Source organism: Comamonas sp. BIGb0124 (genome assembly GCF_003752175.1).
Classification (GTDB): Bacteria; Pseudomonadota; Gammaproteobacteria; order Burkholderiales; family Burkholderiaceae_C; genus Comamonas_F.
Map to the genome: position 1 here is coordinate 114,536 of NZ_RJVF01000012.1, position 16,937 is coordinate 131,472.

The 16,937-nt window shown below is 62.0% G+C and carries 16 protein-coding genes; 8 read left to right on the forward strand and 8 right to left on the reverse strand.

Annotated elements, in window-relative coordinates:
• Nucleotides 1-324 precede the first annotated feature (324 nt).
• Nucleotides 325-753, forward strand: a complete 429-nt coding sequence (locus tag EC845_RS15050) for a hypothetical protein (protein WP_233598098.1) — start codon at nt 325-327, stop codon at nt 751-753.
• Between the two features lie 68 nt (nt 754-821).
• Here the strand turns inward: EC845_RS15050 and EC845_RS15055 are convergent, their stop codons facing one another.
• Nucleotides 822-1,799: a tripartite tricarboxylate transporter substrate binding protein gene (locus EC845_RS15055; protein ID WP_123298952.1), complete on the reverse strand. Its 978-nt coding sequence runs from the start codon at nt 1,797-1,799 to the stop codon at nt 822-824.
• A gap of 336 nt (nt 1,800-2,135) precedes the next feature.
• Between EC845_RS15055 and EC845_RS15060 the strand changes: the two genes are divergently transcribed.
• The 5 genes from EC845_RS15060 (at nt 2,136) to EC845_RS15080 (ending at nt 6,980) form a co-directional block, all read left to right on the forward strand.
• A complete protein-coding gene (locus EC845_RS15060) occupies nt 2,136-2,768 on the forward strand; it encodes a hypothetical protein (protein WP_123298953.1) in 633 nt (210 codons plus the stop codon).
• Between the two features lie 282 nt (nt 2,769-3,050).
• Entirely contained in the window at nt 3,051-4,352 is a 1,302-nt protein-coding gene (locus EC845_RS15065) for a DUF4010 domain-containing protein (RefSeq protein ID WP_123298954.1), read from the forward strand.
• 234 nt (nt 4,353-4,586) lie between these two features.
• Nucleotides 4,587-5,399, forward strand: coding sequence for an ABC transporter substrate-binding protein (locus tag EC845_RS15070; RefSeq protein WP_123298955.1), 813 nt, complete (start codon nt 4,587-4,589; stop codon nt 5,397-5,399).
• 88 nt (nt 5,400-5,487) lie between these two features.
• Complete coding sequence (locus tag EC845_RS15075; protein ID WP_123298956.1) at nt 5,488-6,234, forward strand: amino acid ABC transporter permease; 747 nt, start codon at nt 5,488-5,490, stop codon at nt 6,232-6,234.
• 41 nt (nt 6,235-6,275) lie between these two features.
• Nucleotides 6,276-6,980, forward strand: a complete 705-nt coding sequence (locus EC845_RS15080; protein ID WP_123298957.1) for an amino acid ABC transporter permease — start codon at nt 6,276-6,278, stop codon at nt 6,978-6,980.
• Here the strand turns inward: EC845_RS15080 and EC845_RS15085 are convergent.
• Entirely contained in the window at nt 6,952-8,130 is a 1,179-nt protein-coding gene (locus EC845_RS15085; protein ID WP_233598112.1) for an MFS transporter, read from the reverse strand. The two genes, EC845_RS15080 and EC845_RS15085, sit on opposite strands and share 29 nt — an antisense overlap.
• Nucleotides 8,131-8,303: 173 nt before the next feature.
• Here EC845_RS15085 and EC845_RS15090 point away from each other — a divergent pair, with 173 nt between their 5' ends.
• Entirely contained in the window at nt 8,304-8,750 is a 447-nt protein-coding gene (locus EC845_RS15090) for a winged helix-turn-helix transcriptional regulator (protein ID WP_370451342.1), read from the forward strand.
• 32 nt (nt 8,751-8,782) lie between these two features.
• Nucleotides 8,783-9,784, forward strand: coding sequence for a glycosyltransferase family 32 protein (locus tag EC845_RS15095; protein ID WP_158615704.1), 1,002 nt, complete (start codon nt 8,783-8,785; stop codon nt 9,782-9,784).
• Between the two features lie 35 nt (nt 9,785-9,819).
• Here the strand turns inward: EC845_RS15095 and EC845_RS15100 are convergent, their stop codons facing one another.
• The 6 genes from EC845_RS15100 to EC845_RS15125 all read right to left on the reverse strand — a co-directional run bounded on the left by EC845_RS15100 (nt 9,820) and on the right by EC845_RS15125 (nt 16,883).
• The gene (locus tag EC845_RS15100; protein ID WP_123298960.1) at nt 9,820-10,818 is read right to left on the reverse strand and encodes a hypothetical protein; all 999 of its coding nucleotides are present in this window, start codon (nt 10,816-10,818) and stop codon (nt 9,820-9,822) included.
• A 248-nt stretch (nt 10,819-11,066) separates the two neighbouring features.
• Complete coding sequence (locus tag EC845_RS15105; protein ID WP_123298961.1) at nt 11,067-11,627, reverse strand: D-glycero-beta-D-manno-heptose 1,7-bisphosphate 7-phosphatase; 561 nt, start codon at nt 11,625-11,627, stop codon at nt 11,067-11,069.
• 3 nt (nt 11,628-11,630) lie between these two features.
• A complete protein-coding gene (locus EC845_RS15110) occupies nt 11,631-12,317 on the reverse strand; it encodes a nucleotidyltransferase family protein (protein ID WP_123298962.1) in 687 nt (228 codons plus the stop codon).
• 3 nt (nt 12,318-12,320) lie between these two features.
• A complete protein-coding gene (locus tag EC845_RS15115) occupies nt 12,321-12,905 on the reverse strand; it encodes a D-sedoheptulose 7-phosphate isomerase (RefSeq protein ID WP_370451343.1) in 585 nt (194 codons plus the stop codon).
• Nucleotides 12,905-13,933 carry a dehydrogenase gene (locus EC845_RS15120; protein WP_123298963.1) on the reverse strand — a complete coding sequence of 343 codons (1,029 nt, stop codon included), beginning with the start codon at nt 13,931-13,933 and terminating at the stop codon, nt 12,905-12,907. The genes EC845_RS15115 and EC845_RS15120 overlap by 1 nt, the downstream gene beginning before the upstream one ends.
• A 4-nt stretch (nt 13,934-13,937) precedes the next feature.
• Nucleotides 13,938-16,883, reverse strand: a complete 2,946-nt coding sequence (locus tag EC845_RS15125; protein ID WP_123298964.1) for a glycosyltransferase — start codon at nt 16,881-16,883, stop codon at nt 13,938-13,940.
• Nucleotides 16,884-16,937 lie beyond the last annotated feature (54 nt).

A 16,937-nucleotide genomic window follows, 5' to 3' on the forward strand; every position in this document is an offset into this window, starting at 1 on the left:
TGCGGGATGTGAACACCCCGGGCGTTGCCCGAGGGAGTAGCCGGCCCTTGCGGGCGCATGACTTCACCGTAGACAGTTGCTGCGGCGCCGGACGTCGGAGTGCAGCGGCACCCGGTGTGGGACATGCAGGTGCCTACAGGCCATGTCGGACGCGGCGGCTACAAAGCCTGTGGGCCCTTGACGACGGCCAGGGGTCACACGTGACTACCGGGCGCCTGCCGCTTGCTCTCTAAAGTGCATCTACCTCGTCACGAGGTGTGCGATCCAGCCCAGCCGATGTCGGCAGAACGGGTCCACGGTTTCAGCATTCACAAAGGAACAATCATGTCCATCCGCCCGAACTCTTCCCTCCTGCGCAACCTCGTCGCCGCAGCGTTTGCCGGCCTGATCGCCAGCACCGCCATGGCTCAGGGCACGCAGGTTCCCGCGCCCATGACCCGCGACCAGCACAGTGCGGCCGAATCCAGGATCAAGGCGGACTACAAGGCAGCAGACGACCGCTGCGATTCGTTGAAGGACAACGCCAAGGACGTCTGTGAAAAGGAAGCCGAAGGCAAGCGGGATGTCGCCCTGGCTGAACTGGAGCACAGCTACAAGCCGGGTCCGGAAAACGCCAGGAAACTCCGCGAAGCCCAGGCCAAGGCCGCCTACGAAGTCGCCGACGAGAAATGCGACGACCTCAGCGGCGACGCCAAGGACAATTGCGAACGCAAGGCCAAGGCCGATTACGAAGCCGCCAAGGCCGCACGCTGACGTTCAAGCAGCCTGCTGCGGGTGCGCGCAGGCTGCTTCGTCTTGCGGCATGGAAGACCCCTGTCCCATCACTGCGGAGCGAGGCCGGCCTTCTTCACCAGTTCCGCGTGGATCTTGATTTCCTGCGAGATGGTTTTCTTGAGCTCGTCGGGCGTCGTGGGGGCCATCTCCATGCCGCTCTCGACGAGTTTGGTCCGCACGTCCGATGCCAGGATCGCGTGCACCGCCTGGTTGAGCTGATCGACGATGGGCTGGGGGGTCTTGGCCGGGGCCAGCAGGCCGATCCAGGCCGAGAGTGTCAGGTCTTCGATTCCGTTTTCCCGCATGGTCGGTGTGCCGGGCAATATGCTCGCGCGTTTGTCGCTCATGATGCCGAGCGCATGAAGCTGACCGCTCTTGAGGTACGGCAACGCCTCGGGCATCGGCGAGAACATCATGTTCACGTGGCCTGCCAGCAGATCGTTGATGGCCGGTGCACCGCCTTTGTAGGGCACATGCAGCATGTTCACCTGCGTGCGGGTTTCGAACATCAGTGCGGCCAGATGCTGAGGGCTGCCGTCGCCCGAAGAAGCGAAGGTGATCTCGCCCGGCTTGGCCTTGGCCGCGGCGATGACGGCCTGCAGCGTGGGGAATTTCAGCCGGTCCCTCACCACCATCACCATCGGCTGGTTGACCAGCTTGGTGATGGGTACGAAGTCGGCTTCCGGGTCGTAAGGCAAGGTCTTGAAGATGCTTTTGTTGGTCGTCAGGAACGAGGCCGGCGAAACCATCAGCGTGTAGCCGTCGGCCGGCGCGCGCGCAACTGCCGGCACGCCGATCTGGCCCGATGCACCGGCCCGGTTGTCGACGACGAACGGCTGCTTGAGCGCGGACGACAGCCGTTCGCTCATCACCCGCGCGATCATGTCCACGCTGCCGCCGGCCGGCAAGGCCACGATCACTTTGACAGGGTGGTCGGGGTAGGTCCCTTGTGCGACGGCAGGCGAGGCGAGGCCCAGCGTGGTCATCGCGCAGACAAGGGAAGAGATCAGATACCGACGTTGCATAGCGGGTCCTCGAGGATGAAAAAGACGATGTCGCGGAAAGATGGGATGCATGCCTGCATCGCATCCGGTCTACCGACTTTTTGTATGCAATTTCCGAGCCCGCGGTCGGCCCCCGCCGAGGACAGGGATCGGGAAGCTTTACAAAAATGAAACAAAAGCCTTCGAAGCATTCTCTTCATCAGAAACCATAGCTAAACTCGTCGATCCTCCAAAGGAATAGCCGCGCAAGGACAGATTTCCGGCCTTGCCGGCCATGTGCCACGACAAGGCGGCCCGGCAAGGGCTGCTCCTGAGCATTTATCTCTTCCATACGCTCGCCCGAAGAAAGAAACGAACATGACTGCAACCCTCACTCCCCCCCTGCGCCGCGTCTGGCGCGTGCTGCCTGCCCTGCTCCTGGTCGGACTGTTGCAGGCCTGCGGCGGGGGCGGTGGAAGCGGAGACGGCGGCGCAGGGACCGGCTCGGAGGCCGGCAACGGCGCTGGCAACGGCAATGGCAGCAGTGCCAACTATTTCGACGAATTCTTCGGCACCTGGAAAACCACCGCCTCGTCCGAGTGCTGGCAGGCCGACGACGCCGGTGCGGTTTTCGTGAGAGATGCATTCGCCGTGACGCTGAGCGAGACTTCGGCCTCGATCCTGTCGTACGCCTACACCGACAGCGCCTGCAAGCTCGACGAAACCACGATCAGCCTGAATTTCGACCTGACGCACAGCCCGGTCACGGTTGCCGGCCGCAGCAACGTGATCCGCGCCGACCTGACGTTCAAGGACGCCACCGCCACCCGCAACGGCGAGACCGTTCCGGTCCCGCTCACCATGGCACAACTGGAAGAGCTCGACCTGGTGCAGGCCGGCAAGGACCTGGCCGATGTCGATGGCGACCGCCTGTATTTCGGCAACGACGACGCGCTCGATGCCGACGGCTACCCGACCACCATCGACACCGGGGACTACCTGGTGCGCTGAGCCCGAGCCCAGCCTCGCGAACAGCCCGGCGCGTGACAGCGCCGGGCTTTTTTGTATCTGGCCACCGCAAGCCTGCCGGACAACCGCTCAAAAATGCACCAAGGAAGGGCAAACCATTTGCAGGCCTCGTGGGTCTGGCTACGATAGACAGCCCCGATCCGGCGCGTGCCGGTCTCGGGCTCACTCATTCGGCAAACAAGAACCAGACCGCTGGCCTGGATGCGTGCAGGCATGGGCTCCAGGGCCGATGAACGCACCTCTCCAGCCAGCGCACAAAAACACATGCTCAATGTCTTCTCCGAACTCCCGCATGCGGAATGGCCGTATGTGGACATACTCGTCCGCCTGGCGCTGAGCCTGGCGCTGGGCCTGCTGATCGGCCTGGAGCGTGAGCGCCGCGGCAAGGAAGCCGGGCTGCGCACGTTCGGCTTCGTCGCGCTGCTGGGGGCGCTCGCCGGTGCGATGGGCGACAGTTTTGCGCTGCTGGCCCTGTTGCTCGTGGGCATGCTGGTGATGGTGCTCAATGTGCAGACGCTGCGTGCCGGCCAGGGTGCGGAGCTGACGACGTCGGCGGCCATGCTGGTGACCTGCCTGGCCGGCGTGTTGTGCGGGCAAGGCCACACCATTGCGCCCGCGGCCGTGATGGTCATGGCCACGGCCTTGCTGGCCTGGAAAGAGCGGCTGTCCGGTTTCTCGATGGGCCTGACCGAGAACGAACTGCGCTCGGCGCTGCTGCTGGCCATTCTGGCGATCGTGATCTACCCGGCGCTGCCGCGCGGCGCCATCGGCCCCTGGGGCCTGATCGAGCCCCGCGCCGCATGGGTGACGGTCATCCTCATTGCCGCCATCGGATTCGTCAACTACATCCTGTGGAAACTCTACGGTGCGCGCGGCACCGAGCTGTCGGGTTTCCTGGGCGGCCTGGTCAACAGCAATTTCACGGTGATCGAGCTGGCTGGCCGTGTGCGTGAAGGCCATGCCGGACTGGTGCCCACGGCGTACCGCGGCATCCTGCTGGCCATGACGGCCATGCTGGTCCGCAATGCCTGCCTGCTGCTGATCCTGGCGCCGGCGGCTCTCGTGAGTGCCCTGCCCTCGTATCTGCTCATGCTGCTGGTGAGTGCCGCCATGGTGCTGCTGAGCTACTGGCGCGGCGGCTTTGCAGGGCAAGCCCAGCCACTCGACATGCAACTGGAGCTGCCGTTCTCCCTGCCGGTGGCGCTGCGCTATGGCTTGCTGTTTCTGGTGCTGCACGTGGCGGGCGACCTCATGCAGCGCCAGTTCGGCGACGCCGGCTTCTATGCCGTCACCTTGCTGGGAGGTCTGATGTCGAGTGCCAGTGCGGTTGCCGCAGCCGCCAGCCTCGCCGCCAAGGGCGACTTGCCCGCCATCGTGGCCGGGCACGGTGCAGTACTCGCCTCGCTGGCCAGCATCGGCTTCAGCCTCAGCTTCGTCTGGCGCACACGGCAGCCGCTGCTGGTGCGCCGACTCGCAGCAGGCATGCTCTGCATCGCCCTGGCCGGGCTGGCCGGCGCCTGGGTCGCCAACGCCGTCGGCGAGCGCTTGACCGGTTGGCTGCCGTAACGGCGCGACGCAGCGGCGGCGTCCTGCCGGCCGTGCAGGCAATCCCGACGGCCATTGCTTGCGATGCGCATAAGCAAAGCCAGATTGGTTCTTCGCCTGCGGCCGGGGATGAAACGGCGCGGGCTTAGCATTCTTCCAGCACGAACGGTCAGTTGCCAGACCTGCGGATACACCGCGGCCCTGGCACCTGAACGCCCGCGCCACCATCCAAAGATCAGACGGAAGAACAACATCATGAATCACCTCCAACGCAAGATCGCCCTGTTTGCGGGCTTGGCCCTGGCCTCGACCCTGTCATGGGCCGATCGCCTCGACGACATCAAGAAGGCGGGCGTGGTCCGCGTCGCGGCCTTCGACGCCAATCCGCCCTTCGGTTTTGTCGACGGCAAGGGCCGCAAGATCGTCGGTCTCGACGTGGACTACGCCCATGCGTTGGCCAAGAAGCTCGGCGTCAAGCTGGAAGTCGTTCCGACCAATCCCGCCAACCGGGTTCCGCTGCTGACATCGGGCAAGGTGGATCTGGTGTTCGCCAACTTCACCATCACCGAAGAGCGAGCCAAAGTCGTCAACTTCAGCATTCCCTACTTCGCATCGGGCACGCAGTTCATCGCCAAGAAGGGCACGCTGACATCGCCCGACCAGTTGAACAGCCTGCGCATCGGCGTGGACAAAGGCACCGTCAACGAAATCCAGCTGCGCGAGCAGTTTCCCAAGGCCACGCTGGTGGCCTACGACGACACGCCCTTCGCTTTCACCGCGCTGCGCAACGGACAGGTGCAGGCCATTTCGCAGGACGGCCCCAAGCTGATCGGCCTGTTGGCCAATGTGCCCGACCGCGACAAGTACGAAGTACCGCCGTTTGCGATCTCGCAGGACTACATCGGCGTCGGCATCCCCAAGGGCGAGACCGCTCTGACCGATTTCGTCAACGGCACGCTGCGCGAACTCGAGGCCGATGGCCGGGCCCAGAAGATCTACGACACCTGGTTCGGTCCGACCACAAAGTCTCCGCTCAAGCGCATTTTCAAGATCGGCGACAAGGGCTGATCCACCGGCTCGACCGGCAAGATGCCGGCTCACCGATACACACCGCCCCCGATCGTCCCGCGAGGGCGGTTTTCATTTTTCGGCTTTCATGACATCCGAACTTCAAGCTCGCCTTGCGGATCTGCTCGCGCCCAAGTACCTCGACTGGCTGATTGACGGCTGGCTGATGACACTGTGGTCCACCGTGCTGGTGGTGGCCGGGGCCACCCTACTCGGCATCGCGCTGGCCGCAGCCCGGGAGAGTGCACGGCCCGGCCTCGCGCGGACGGCCCGCGTGTATCTCTCGCTGTTCCGCAACACCCCGCTGCTGGTGCAATTGTTCTTCTGGTACTTCGGCATCCCTACCCTGCTGCCCGAGGCCACGTTGCAATGGCTCAACGGCACGCACGAGCTGGCCATCGGCGGTTGGGTGCTGGCTCGCTGGCCCTCGTTCGAGTTTCTATCAGCCATCACGGGGCTGGTCTTCTATTCGGCCGCCTACGTGGGCGAGGACATCCGCTCGGGCCTGCGTGGCGTGGCCGTCAGCCAGCGCGCGGCCGCACGGGCGATGGGCTTCACGCCCGCGCAGGTCATGCGCCACGTGGTGCTGCCGCAGGCCCTGCGCATTGCGACGGCCCCGCTGCTTGGCCAGTACATGAACATCCTCAAGAACACCTCGCTGGGCATGGCCATCGGCCTGGTCGAACTGTCTTACCGCACCCGCCAGGCCGAGGCCGAGAGCTGGAAAACCTTCGAGGTCTACGGTGTGGCCACCTTGCTCTACATCGTGGCGATCGCGCTGCTGGAAGTGCTGGGACAGATTCTGCAGCGGCGCCAGGCGCGGCTGCGCGGTTGAGCCGAACGGCGGCCGCCGGCAAGACAAGCGAAATCGCAACCATGGATTTTTCATTCCTCGAAGACGACCTGGGCTACCTGCTCTGGGGGACCTTTCCGGACGGTCCGCCCGGCGGCGCCCTGCTGACGCTGTTGCTCAGCCTGGGCTCCGGCGTGGCCTCGGCGCTGCTGGGCCTCGGCCTGGGCCTGCTGCTGGTTCTGCTGCGGGGCCCCGCGCTGCTGGCGCTGACCGTCGTGCTGGGATTTCTGCGAGCCGTTCCGGTGCTCATGCTGGTCTTCTGGACCTACTTTCTGCTGCCCGTCGTGCTGGGCATCTCGGTGCCCGGCGTGCTGTCGGTGATGGCGGCGCTGGCACTCGTCAGCGGCGCCTATCTGGCACACGGCGTGGCCGCCGGCATCCGCGGTGTGGGTTCGGGGCAGATGGCAGCGGCGCTGTCGCTGGGCTACACGCGCTGGGGGGCGCTGCGCCATGTGGTGCTGCCTCAGGCCTTGCGTATGATGCTGCCTTCTTTCATCAACCAGTGGGTGACCCTGGTCAAGGACAGCTCGCTGGCCTATATCGTGGGCGTGAACGAACTGTCCTTTCTCGCCACCCAGATCAATGCCCGTCTCATGCTGCACCCGGCCGAGGTGTTTCTTTTCGTCGGTGCGGTCTACTGGCTGATGTGCAGCCTGCTCGACCTCTGCGCACGCCTTCTGGCACGCCAGGCCACGCCGTTCACCGCGCAACGGACGGCGGAGGCATGAACCGCCGGGTCGCCGACCAGAACACCAGGGCCAGCAGGCTGACGCCCGCCCCCAATGCGCACACCCCGGACCAGCCCGCCCGCGCATAGGTCGCCGTCGCGCCAAGGGCCCCCAATCCACTGCCCACGGCGTAAAACAGCATGTACAGACTCACCAGCCGGCTGTGCACTTGCGGGCGGTTGCGAAAAATCAGGCTCTGGTTGGTGACATGCAGAGCCTGTCCGCCGAGATCGAGCAACACCACGCCCGCCGCCAGCGCCCACAACGACACCTGCAGTTGCGACAGCGGCCACCACGCCACCAACAGCAGCATCAGGGCCGCCAGACTGGTGCGCTGGCCATGCCCCCGGTCTGCCCACTGCCCGGCTCGGGCAGCAGCCAGCGCCCCCATCGCTCCGACCAGCCCAAACGCGCCGATGGCGGTGTGCGACAGGCCATGGGGCGGTGCGCTCAACGGCAGCACCATCGCACTCCAGAAGATGTTGAAGACTGCAAACATCAGCAGCGCCAGCACACCCCGAATCTGAAGCGCCCGTTCCTCGCGCAGCAGCACCGGCAGCGATGCGAGCAGACGGGCATAACGCATCGCCTGCCATGGCGCAGGCAGCACCGGCAGGCGCTTCCACAGCAAGCCGGCCAATGCCAGCATCAGCAAGGCCGCGCAGAAGTAGACTCCCCGCCAGCCTGCCACATCGCCGACGCCACCGGCAAAGACACGGGCCAACAACAGGCCGATGAACACCCCGCTCTGCGCCGCACCGACCACCCGGCCCTGCTCGTGCGGCGCGGCTGCGCTGGCCGCGTAGGCGATCAATCCCTGGGTCATCGCGGTGCCGAGCAATCCCACGGCCAGCATGCCGGCCAGCAACCACGGCGTGGATGGCGCCAGCGCCACCAGCCCCAAGGCCGCCGTCAAGGCCAGAATCTGCACGGCCATGAGGCGGCGCCGGTCCACCCGGTCGCCCAGCGGCACCAGCAGCAGCAAGGCCAGCGCGCACCCCAGTTGCGTGGCCGTCACGACACCGCCGACCGCCGCCAGGCCGATGCCGAAATCGCGCGCCAGCACATCCAGCAACGGATGGGCGTAATAGACATTGGCCACGCTCGATCCGCTGGCCAGCGCAAACAGCAGCACCAGGCTGCGCGGCATGCCGGTGAGCGGTCTCGACACGCAGCCCTCTCGAGACGGCGATGTGGAACTGACGGGAGCGATGGCCATGACCTTGGATCCAGTTGCAAAACAAAACCAGATGGATGATAGGAATATTGGTTTTAAAATGCAACCAGAAAAGCGATGCCTTCGATATGCCCATCACCGATCCCATGCCCGCCCCGTCGATGCCCGACCCCACCGAACCCTGTCCCGTTGCGCGTGCGGCGGATGTCATCGGGGACCGCTGGTCGCTGCTCATCGTGCGGGACGTGTTCGATGGACTGCACCGTTTCGGCGACTTCCAGCGCAGCCTGGGCGTGGCTCGCAACATCCTGTCCGACCGGCTGCGCAAACTGGTCCAGGCCGGGATCCTGCAGACCCGGGCGGCCTCGGACGGCTCGGCCTACCAGGAGTACGTACTGACGACCCAGGGAGTAAGCCTGTTCCCCGTCGTGGTCGCCCTGCGGCAATGGGGCGAACGGCATTTGTTCGCGCGCGGTGAACGCCACTCCGTGCTGATCGACACGCAGACCGGTCGCCCCATCCCGGCCATGGCGCCGCGAGCCAGCGACGGTTCGCCGCTGCCGGCTGCACGAACGGCAGTGAGGAAGGTCTGACCTGCCGCATGCGGCGGTATCATCCCGCCCACATGACGTTCGCCGCCCTTCTTCATGCACTGCGCTCCCGCTACCACACCCATCGGTGGCGGCGCGCCTTCCAGCAGGCCCAGGCCGAGCCTCGGGCACCGGCCGTGACGCATGCCGGTCGCGACGCGGCATCGCGGCCCGCTGCCGCCCTCTGGGGCGATGGGCCCGCCCACTCGGATCCCGTGCCGCCCGTCGTGTGGATGTACTGGGACGCCGCACGCATCCCGACCTTCGTGGCCTGGTGCATCGCCGGTGTCCGCAGACTCAATCCGAAACTCGAGGTACGGCTGCTGCGCCCGGACGATCTGCCGCGTTATCTGGTGCTGCATCCCGGCTTGGCCCGCGCCTCCGTCCACCAGCGTGCCGACTGGATCAGGCTCGAACTGCTGCATCGCCACGGCGGCATCTGGCTGGATGCCAGCACGGTGCTCACCGCACCGCTCGACTGGGTGTTCGACACGCAGCGCGCAACGGGCAGCGAGTGGGTCGGCTTCCAGATCGCCCAAAGCCAGCGCGACCCGCGTTATCCCGTGATCGAGAACTGGTTCCTCGCCGCGCCCGCCCGCAGCCGTTTCATTGCCGATTGGCGCGAGATCTTCACACGCGAGATCATCGAAGGCGGAGCCGCCCGGTATGTGGCACAGCTGCGCGACAGCGGCCGGCTGGACACGCTGGCCCAGGCCATCGGCATGCCCGACTACCTGACCATGCACCTGTGCGCGCAGCAACTCATTCAGGATCAGGATCAGGACCAGGGCCGCAGCCGTTATCGCCTGGCCCTGTACAAGGCCGAAGACACCGCCTTCCGCCTTCACGAGCAAGCCGGCTGGCGCAGAACACCCCTGCAGCTCCAACTGCTGGCGCATCCCGCACCGCCCGACGCGCCCGCCCTGATCAAGCTGCGCAGCATGGACCGCAAGTACATCGAGGCCTACGTGGCACGGGGTCTGTATCGCCCGGACAGTCTGGTGGGGCGGCTGGTGGAAGCCGAGCGGTCAGCGTGAAACTTCGTGCCTCGTGACCGGGATGCCGGCCGCCATCAGGCGGTGTCGGCATCCATCTTCAACACCGTCCTCACCCAATGCTCGCGGCTGTATTTCCGGAAAATCTCATCGGGCAGGTCGAGATAAGGCGTCGCAAAGAACTCATCGGGAATCCGGTCTGTGCTGCTTTCCCAGACAAAGATATTCTGCGGCCGATAGAAATCGTAATTCCTGACATCGGCATTGGTGGTAATCAGCTTCTTTTTCATGCCCATGGCTTCGAAAATCCGAAAGCTCAAGCCATGCTGAATTTCCTTGTGCACATCCAGCACATACCGTGACCGCTTGAAGTGTTCCTTGGCCTCCGACATCGGCACCGGCTCTTCGATGAGTTCGATGAACGGCGATCGTTCGGCCGGCACCCATTCGGGTTTGTCGATCAGCAATTTAAAAACAGCCTGCTGACCTTGCTCGGAAAGGCACTTCGCGATTCTCTCGATTTCAGGATAACGCCGATCGCACGTACCGACAAAATAAAAATCCTGTTCGACGGGACGGTCGTCATGGCCATAGAAGTGGAAATTGGTGATGAACTGTAGACCATATTTCTTCGCATCCACCGGATCGAAGCTATAGTGCTCATCGAAATACTTGACCGTATCCAGGTAAGCCGGAAAATGGTCAAAGCCATCCCAATAATAGACGATCGACTGGTCCGCCTTGGCCGTGATGTAGTCGAGAGCCGACGGATGCATCATCTCGGGACAGATCACAAAAAGGTAATCGAAGTGGGCCTCTGCGCTCAAGCTCTGAAAATGATGGAGCGCCGTCTTTTCGATCTTTATATTGACGCCCAGAAAAATCTTGCTGAAGACATTGTAGAGACGCTCCCACACACTTCTATACTGATAGAAGTAGCCCTTGTAAAGTATGGTCGTCACATCGCAATGACCGTGGGTTGCAAAGCCTTCCTCAAAGATCTTGTAAAGACCAAAATGCCCGATGCACAGAAAAAGCATTTTCTTTTTCGGCGGGGCGGAGCTGACGATCTGCATATCAAAACTTTATAAAAACATCCACGCCAACGCTCCACAGCAAGGATACTTATTCAAGCGGCAATGCCAACTGTGCCGTGAAGGCGCCACGAGCACGCGCCGTTCGGCATAAGGAAGAGCCTCTAGGCCGTGACTGCAAGTGTCTGTCACGGGCTCATCGCCTCACATGCCGATACGCGGCAAAAAACGCAGCGGCACGAGCCCGGCAGCCAGAGAAACAAGCGGCCATCCTTCAAGCGCTTTCAGAGTTATCTCGCCTTGCCGACTGCGGGCGGCACCAAGTATGGCGTGACATCGGCCAAGTGGGTAATGAGCGTGTGATCCTCGCCGGATTTTACATCCGCATTCAACAACAGGTTGACCGGAACGCCTGCGGCGCGGCCGGCCTGCATGTCGCTCAGGCTGTCTCCGACCATGATGGAGCGCGACAGATCGAGCCCTAGATCCTGCTGGGCCTGGAGCAGCATCCCGGGCCCGGGCTTGCGCATGGGCGACTGGCGGCGGTACTGGCCCACGCCGTGTTCCGGGTGATCCGGACAAAAATAAACGGCATCGAGCACGGCACCCTGCAAGGCAAACTGTTCGCGCACCCAATCCATCAACACTCTGAAATCGATCTCTGTGTAATAACCACGACCGATGCCGGCCTGGTTCGTGACCACAACCACACGGTATTCGCAAGCGTTGGCTTGGCGAACCAATTCAAAGATGCCGGGTAGGAATCGGAATTCTTCGATGCGATGAACATAGCCGCTGTCCACATTGATGACGCCATCGCGATCCAGAAAAAGTGCTCTGCTGCCGACCACGCCTCAGGACTCCCCCAGCAACGTCTGTGCCCGCGCATAATCGCTCGGGATACCGATATCGATAAAAAGACCCCGCGTGACATGTCCTCTCACACATCCGCTGGCGACCCACGGTGCGAGCACGGTATGCTCGAGCGAAAACGGTGCCGGCACGGCGATGTTTGCGAATGCGTCAACGGGCAACACGTAACAGCCGGCATTGATCAATCCCGCCCCGACACCCGACTTCTCCCCGAATGTGCGGACCCGGCCGTTCTCCAGAAAAACCTGACCATAACGCGAAACATCGTCTACTTCGCGAGCCACGATAACCGGCTGTCGATACCGGCCCCAAAGCGCTGCAACCGCGTCGACCTCAAGATCCAGAAAAGTATCGCCATTGAACACAAAGGCATGATCGCCCTGGATCTGCCCCAACGCCTTGCGCAAGGCGCCCCCTGTTCCGAGCGGCTCTGTTTCGACTTCATAACGCAGGACCAAACCGGCGTAGACATCGCCGAAATACGCCTGTATCACATCGGCCTTGTAGCCGACCGACAGGACGACACGTGAAAATCCTTGACGGGCCAGGTTTTCCAGCAAGATTGCCAGAAACGGCTTGCCGCAAATGGGCGCCATGGGTTTAGGCGTATCGGGAAGCACCGACCGCAATCGAGTACCCAAGCCCCCTGCCAGCACGATGGCCTCCATCACTCAAACCCTCCGTTCGCCGAAAAGGGCATGCTCGACCTCTTTGCAGAGAAGATGGCCCAGTACAAGATGGCCTTCTTGTATGCGCGGGGTATGGGGCGAAGGCACCGCAAGGACATGGTCGGACAACTCGAGCATGGGCCCTCCCCGGTTGCCCGTCATGGCCACTGTGACCAAGCCCTGGTCCCTGGCGACTCGCAGCGCATTGATCACATTGGACGATTGCCCCGACGTGCTGTAACCGATAAAGACGTCACCCGCTCTTCCCAACGCCTGGATCTGGCGCGAGAACAAACGTTCGAAGCCGTAATCGTTGCCAATCGCGGTCAAAATGGAGGTATCGGTCGTCAACGCAATGCAAGCCAGACCGGGCCGATCGAACTCGAACCGGCTGACGAACTCCCCGGCGATATGCTGAGCGTCGGCAGCACTGCCGCCATTGCCAGCCAGCAGAATCTTGCCACCGGAATTCAAGCTCAGGATGCACGCTTCGATGACCTCTTCGAGAGAGCCGAGCAGCACATCGTCGCTCATCATCATCTGAATCAGATCGGCGGTCTGCCCCACACTTTGCCGCAGTTTTTCGATCATTTCACGCTCCATGCCTGCGCTCCCGTCTTGGTGAAATGGCAGTTGGAAGACTGCCCCTCGAATCGGCTCAGGGCACGTATCACATCCATGCGACTCTCGGGATTCACAAAAAACAGCATGAAACCACCGCCGCCTGCCCCCGATACTTTGCCGGCCGATGCCCCCGCGGCTGTGGCGGCGCTGTAGATCTGTTCGATATGCGGATTCGAGACCGTTGCAGCGGATCGTTTCTTGTTCTCCCACCCCAGGCGCATGGACTCGACGATGCCTTCGAAATCCCCTTTCAGCAAGCTTTCCTTCATGGACAACGCCTCCTGTTTGAGCCCTTGCATGGCCTCCAGTGCCTGCTCCTGCCCTGCCGAGACATTTCGGCTCTGGTCCGAAATGATGCGTGCGGATTCACGCGACACACCGGTATAGAACAGAACCAGCGAGGCTTCCAGTTCGCAAATGATGTGGTTCTTGATGCGCAGGGAGTTCACCAATGCGCGCTTCTCGCTGTAGAACTCCATGAAGTTGAAACCACCGAAACAGGCTGAGAACTGGTCCTGCCGACCACCCGCCAGCCCGCACACCTCACGTTCGATATCGTAGGCCAGACCGGCGATTGCGTAATCGTCCAAGGGAATGTTCAGAAACTCGGAGAACACCCGGATCATCGCAACCACCAGCGTCGACGACGCGCCCAACCCGGACCCCACCGGGGCATCGCAATACGTCGTCAGCGTCAGGGGGATGTTCACTCCCTCGTGATACCGGTCCACGAAATGTCGATAGACCGCTCGGTGCAGCATCAATGCCGGATCCAACTCTACTTGTTCGTCGGCAGACAAGGTCACTGCAACCTCTTGGTCGGTCGCCGCAAAACGGATTTCGCGGGCTTCGTGAGGCTGCAGAACGGCATAGGCATACCGATCGATCGTGGCGTTGAGTACATATCCGCCATGCAGATCGCAAAACGGAGAAACATCCGTTCCGCCTCCTGCCAGCCCCAGTCTCAAAGGTGCGCGTGCTCGAAACAGCATGGTGTCATGGATGAGTAGAAGTGATCTTTGCGTGCTGAATCAAGACGCCGATGTCGAACGGATCCACGATATCTGCACTCTGCAAATACGTCTCCCCAGCACCGCGAGGCTCGATGGGCTGGTCGTTCGACACAGCTTTCAGCACACCCGCTTGAGAATTTCCCATCCATTCACCTCGTGTCTCCAAGACCTTCAATACATGAGCGGGCACATAATCCATTAGCCTCACCAAGTAGACCGCATCGCAGTAGACGATATCGATCTCTTCCCGATGACACCACTTTGCAACCACAGCACCCAGCGCGTGAGAATAAGAGCCATCGAACCCCGTCTCGCCACCCTGCAAGGAACGTTCTGCCCGCAGAACAGAGACGACATCGAACGGCTGCCAGGATTTCTGAATCTCGGCCTTGAGAGCCTCGTCGAATCGATCTTCGCTGAACAGCACGATCCGCACATTCATGCCGGACGCCGTCATTTCACGGATGAACGAATGACCGGGGGGGTGTGCAGGGCCAGGCTTCAAGGACAACAAAGAAAGATAAAGGACATTCAGCCGCGTGTTGCCCGCTAACCGGGCCGCGTGCCGACTGGGCCGACGCTCTCCGTGGGCATACGCCACTTCCGCCGAGACACTCGAAGCCAAATGATCCACTTCGAATCGAGGCGCCCATTTTTCGTAAAGCTTGACGCTGTTGACCTGCTGCAGAGTCTTGGGTTGGTGACTGGCCTGCTCTGCATACGAAGCGTGTTCAAAATGCACAACCTCGGATTTCGGTTGATAGACCACACGCCGGCCCAGGTGGCGAGCGGCCATGGCCAGATCCGAATCTTCACAATAGGCCGGGGCATACCGTTCGTCGAATCCACCGACCGCTTTCCAGAAGGCCTGCTCGACCAGAATCGAAGCACCCGATATGTAATCGACTTCGCGCTGCAGATCGAACATCGTCGCAAATCTGGCGTGACCACGCCCCTGATTGATGGCACTGCCGTCCCGCAGCAGACTGCCGCCGGCCTCCTGCAGCGAGCCGTCCGGATACAGCAGTTTCGAGCCTGCAATGGCGACCGAGGAATCGGCCGCCAAGGTCTCGACCAGGTGATCCAGCCAACCCGGTAGCACCACCGTATCGTTGTTCAGAAAAAGCAGATATCGCCCGCGCGCCAGCGACGCCGCATGATTGCAGTTCCTCAAGAACCCGAGGTTGGCTGGATTGCGAATCACCTTGACCGACGGGAAAAATTCCGAGGCCCGCAACGTGTCGTCCGAAGAACCGTCGTCGGCGAGCAGAATTTCGATGCGATGCTCGCTGTTCCACAGCGTCTTCACCAATGCATAAAGACAGATCTCCGTCAGATGCCACTGGTTAAAAACAGGAACGATGATCGAGACATCTATTTCTTCGGATTGACCGAAACCGGATAGTCGCTGCAAGGATCGAGCGTCCTCTCGCGGATGCTCCTTCTTGATCCACTCGAGATAAAGAGACAGATCCAGAACCTGCGCATCGTTGAGCATGCCCATGAACGCCGTGTGATTGGCCTCGTCACCAAAGCGGCGGGTCACCAATGGGCGCGCCCGATCGGAGATCGACCGGCAGAGATCCGAATCGTCCAGCAACCGGCTCACGGCATCGGCAAAAGCCCGTTCTCCATCTGCGACCAGCGCATGGTGCCCGTCCACGATTCCCATGCCTTCGACCGCTACCGTGGTACAGACCATGGGAACCCCCGCCCCCATGGTCGCGGCGACCTTGCCTTTGATTCCTGCGCCAAAACGCAATGGCGCGACGCCCAGGCGATACGATGAAAAGGCCTCATCCAGATCACCGACATGGCCGACAAACCGGACACCCGCCACCTTGCCCAGTTCGACGACCGATGGGGGCGCCTTGGCACCCAGGATATGGAAGGTGGCGTCTGGATGGCGTAGGTGGATCGAGGGCCAGACCTTCTTCACAAACCACATCACGGCATCGATGTTTGGGCTGTGGGCATATCCCCCAATGAAAAAGAGTCCCTTGCGCTCTTCTGGAAGATAAGGGCGCGACGTCACATCCACATAAAGCACGTTGAAAACGGAAAGCGACAGCGAGGGCAACGCTTCGCGCAGGACGGCGGCCTCTGCCGAGCTGACGACCACCGTGTGGTGGACTCGCCCCATGACCGAGAACTCTCGGTCACGCGTTTGGTTGGCTTGGATCCGCATCTTGGGATCCTGGCTCAGGTCGGCCTCCCGCATTTCTCTCAGGAAATACAGATCGGGTGCATGGAAAATCAGCCTGGCGTGCGGCGCCGCCTTTTCGATGACCGGCAACAGTTGCTCGGCAACATTCACCCTGATCAGGTAGATACTCGCGAAGGCATGAGCCTCCGTCACCAGGTAGCGAGTGACAGACTCATAACCCCGACCCTTGACGATCACTTCGACCCCCAGCGTCTCCAGCTTCTGCCGATACACAACATCGTCCTGGAAATCCGCGGGTAAAAACACCACCTCATATCCCAGTCGGACCAGGCTGCGCAGCATGCCGACGGTTGCGAGTTCGCCGGCAGAGAAGTCGGCACGGGGCAGATTGCTATCGGCGACCAGAATCTTTCGCGGATTCGCGGTCATGCTGAGCGATGCGGCAGGGGTGCTCTCTGACCAATCCAGAACCCGGGCTCGGATGGCCTTCGCGCCGAAGCGCCGGTAGTGCGTCCAGACGGTCGTCAAAGCCTGGCGTGCAGACGCCCCGGATTCCAGCTCACGGGCCACCAGAAACCCACCGCAGACCAGGCTTTGCCAAAGGCGTTTGCGCTTGATCAAACGCCGTCTGATGTGCAGGGAGTCGATCATCACCGACTGATAAAAGTGGGGATTGGTCCGCCGCTCATCCAGCCATTCCCGGATATTTCGGCAGTAATAGAAACTGGCCGGCAGTATAAAAATACGACTCAGAAATCTCATTCTCTGCACAGCCCTTGGAGAATCGAAAAACTCATCGAATCCATTGATAAACTC

Coding starts and splice junctions, on each gene's coding strand:
- EC845_RS15050 (WP_233598098.1), top strand. CDS start 325: ATGTCCATCCGCCCGAACTCTTCCCTCCTGCGCAACCTCGTCGCCGCA.
- EC845_RS15055 (WP_123298952.1), bottom strand. CDS start 1,799: ATGCAACGTCGGTATCTGATCTCTTCCCTTGTCTGCGCGATGACCACG.
- EC845_RS15060 (WP_123298953.1), top strand. CDS start 2,136: ATGACTGCAACCCTCACTCCCCCCCTGCGCCGCGTCTGGCGCGTGCTG.
- EC845_RS15065 (WP_123298954.1), top strand. CDS start 3,051: ATGCTCAATGTCTTCTCCGAACTCCCGCATGCGGAATGGCCGTATGTG.
- EC845_RS15070 (WP_123298955.1), top strand. CDS start 4,587: ATGAATCACCTCCAACGCAAGATCGCCCTGTTTGCGGGCTTGGCCCTG.
- EC845_RS15075 (WP_123298956.1), top strand. CDS start 5,488: ATGACATCCGAACTTCAAGCTCGCCTTGCGGATCTGCTCGCGCCCAAG.
- EC845_RS15080 (WP_123298957.1), top strand. CDS start 6,276: ATGGATTTTTCATTCCTCGAAGACGACCTGGGCTACCTGCTCTGGGGG.
- EC845_RS15085 (WP_233598112.1), bottom strand. CDS start 8,130: ATGCCGCGCAGCCTGGTGCTGCTGTTTGCGCTGGCCAGCGGATCGAGC.
- EC845_RS15090 (WP_370451342.1), top strand. CDS start 8,304: ATGCCCGCCCCGTCGATGCCCGACCCCACCGAACCCTGTCCCGTTGCG.
- EC845_RS15095 (WP_158615704.1), top strand. CDS start 8,783: ATGACGTTCGCCGCCCTTCTTCATGCACTGCGCTCCCGCTACCACACC.
- EC845_RS15100 (WP_123298960.1), bottom strand. CDS start 10,818: ATGCAGATCGTCAGCTCCGCCCCGCCGAAAAAGAAAATGCTTTTTCTG.
- EC845_RS15110 (WP_123298962.1), bottom strand. CDS start 12,317: ATGGAGGCCATCGTGCTGGCAGGGGGCTTGGGTACTCGATTGCGGTCG.
- EC845_RS15120 (WP_123298963.1), bottom strand. CDS start 13,933: ATGCTGTTTCGAGCACGCGCACCTTTGAGACTGGGGCTGGCAGGAGGC.
- EC845_RS15125 (WP_123298964.1), bottom strand. CDS start 16,883: ATGAGATTTCTGAGTCGTATTTTTATACTGCCGGCCAGTTTCTATTAC.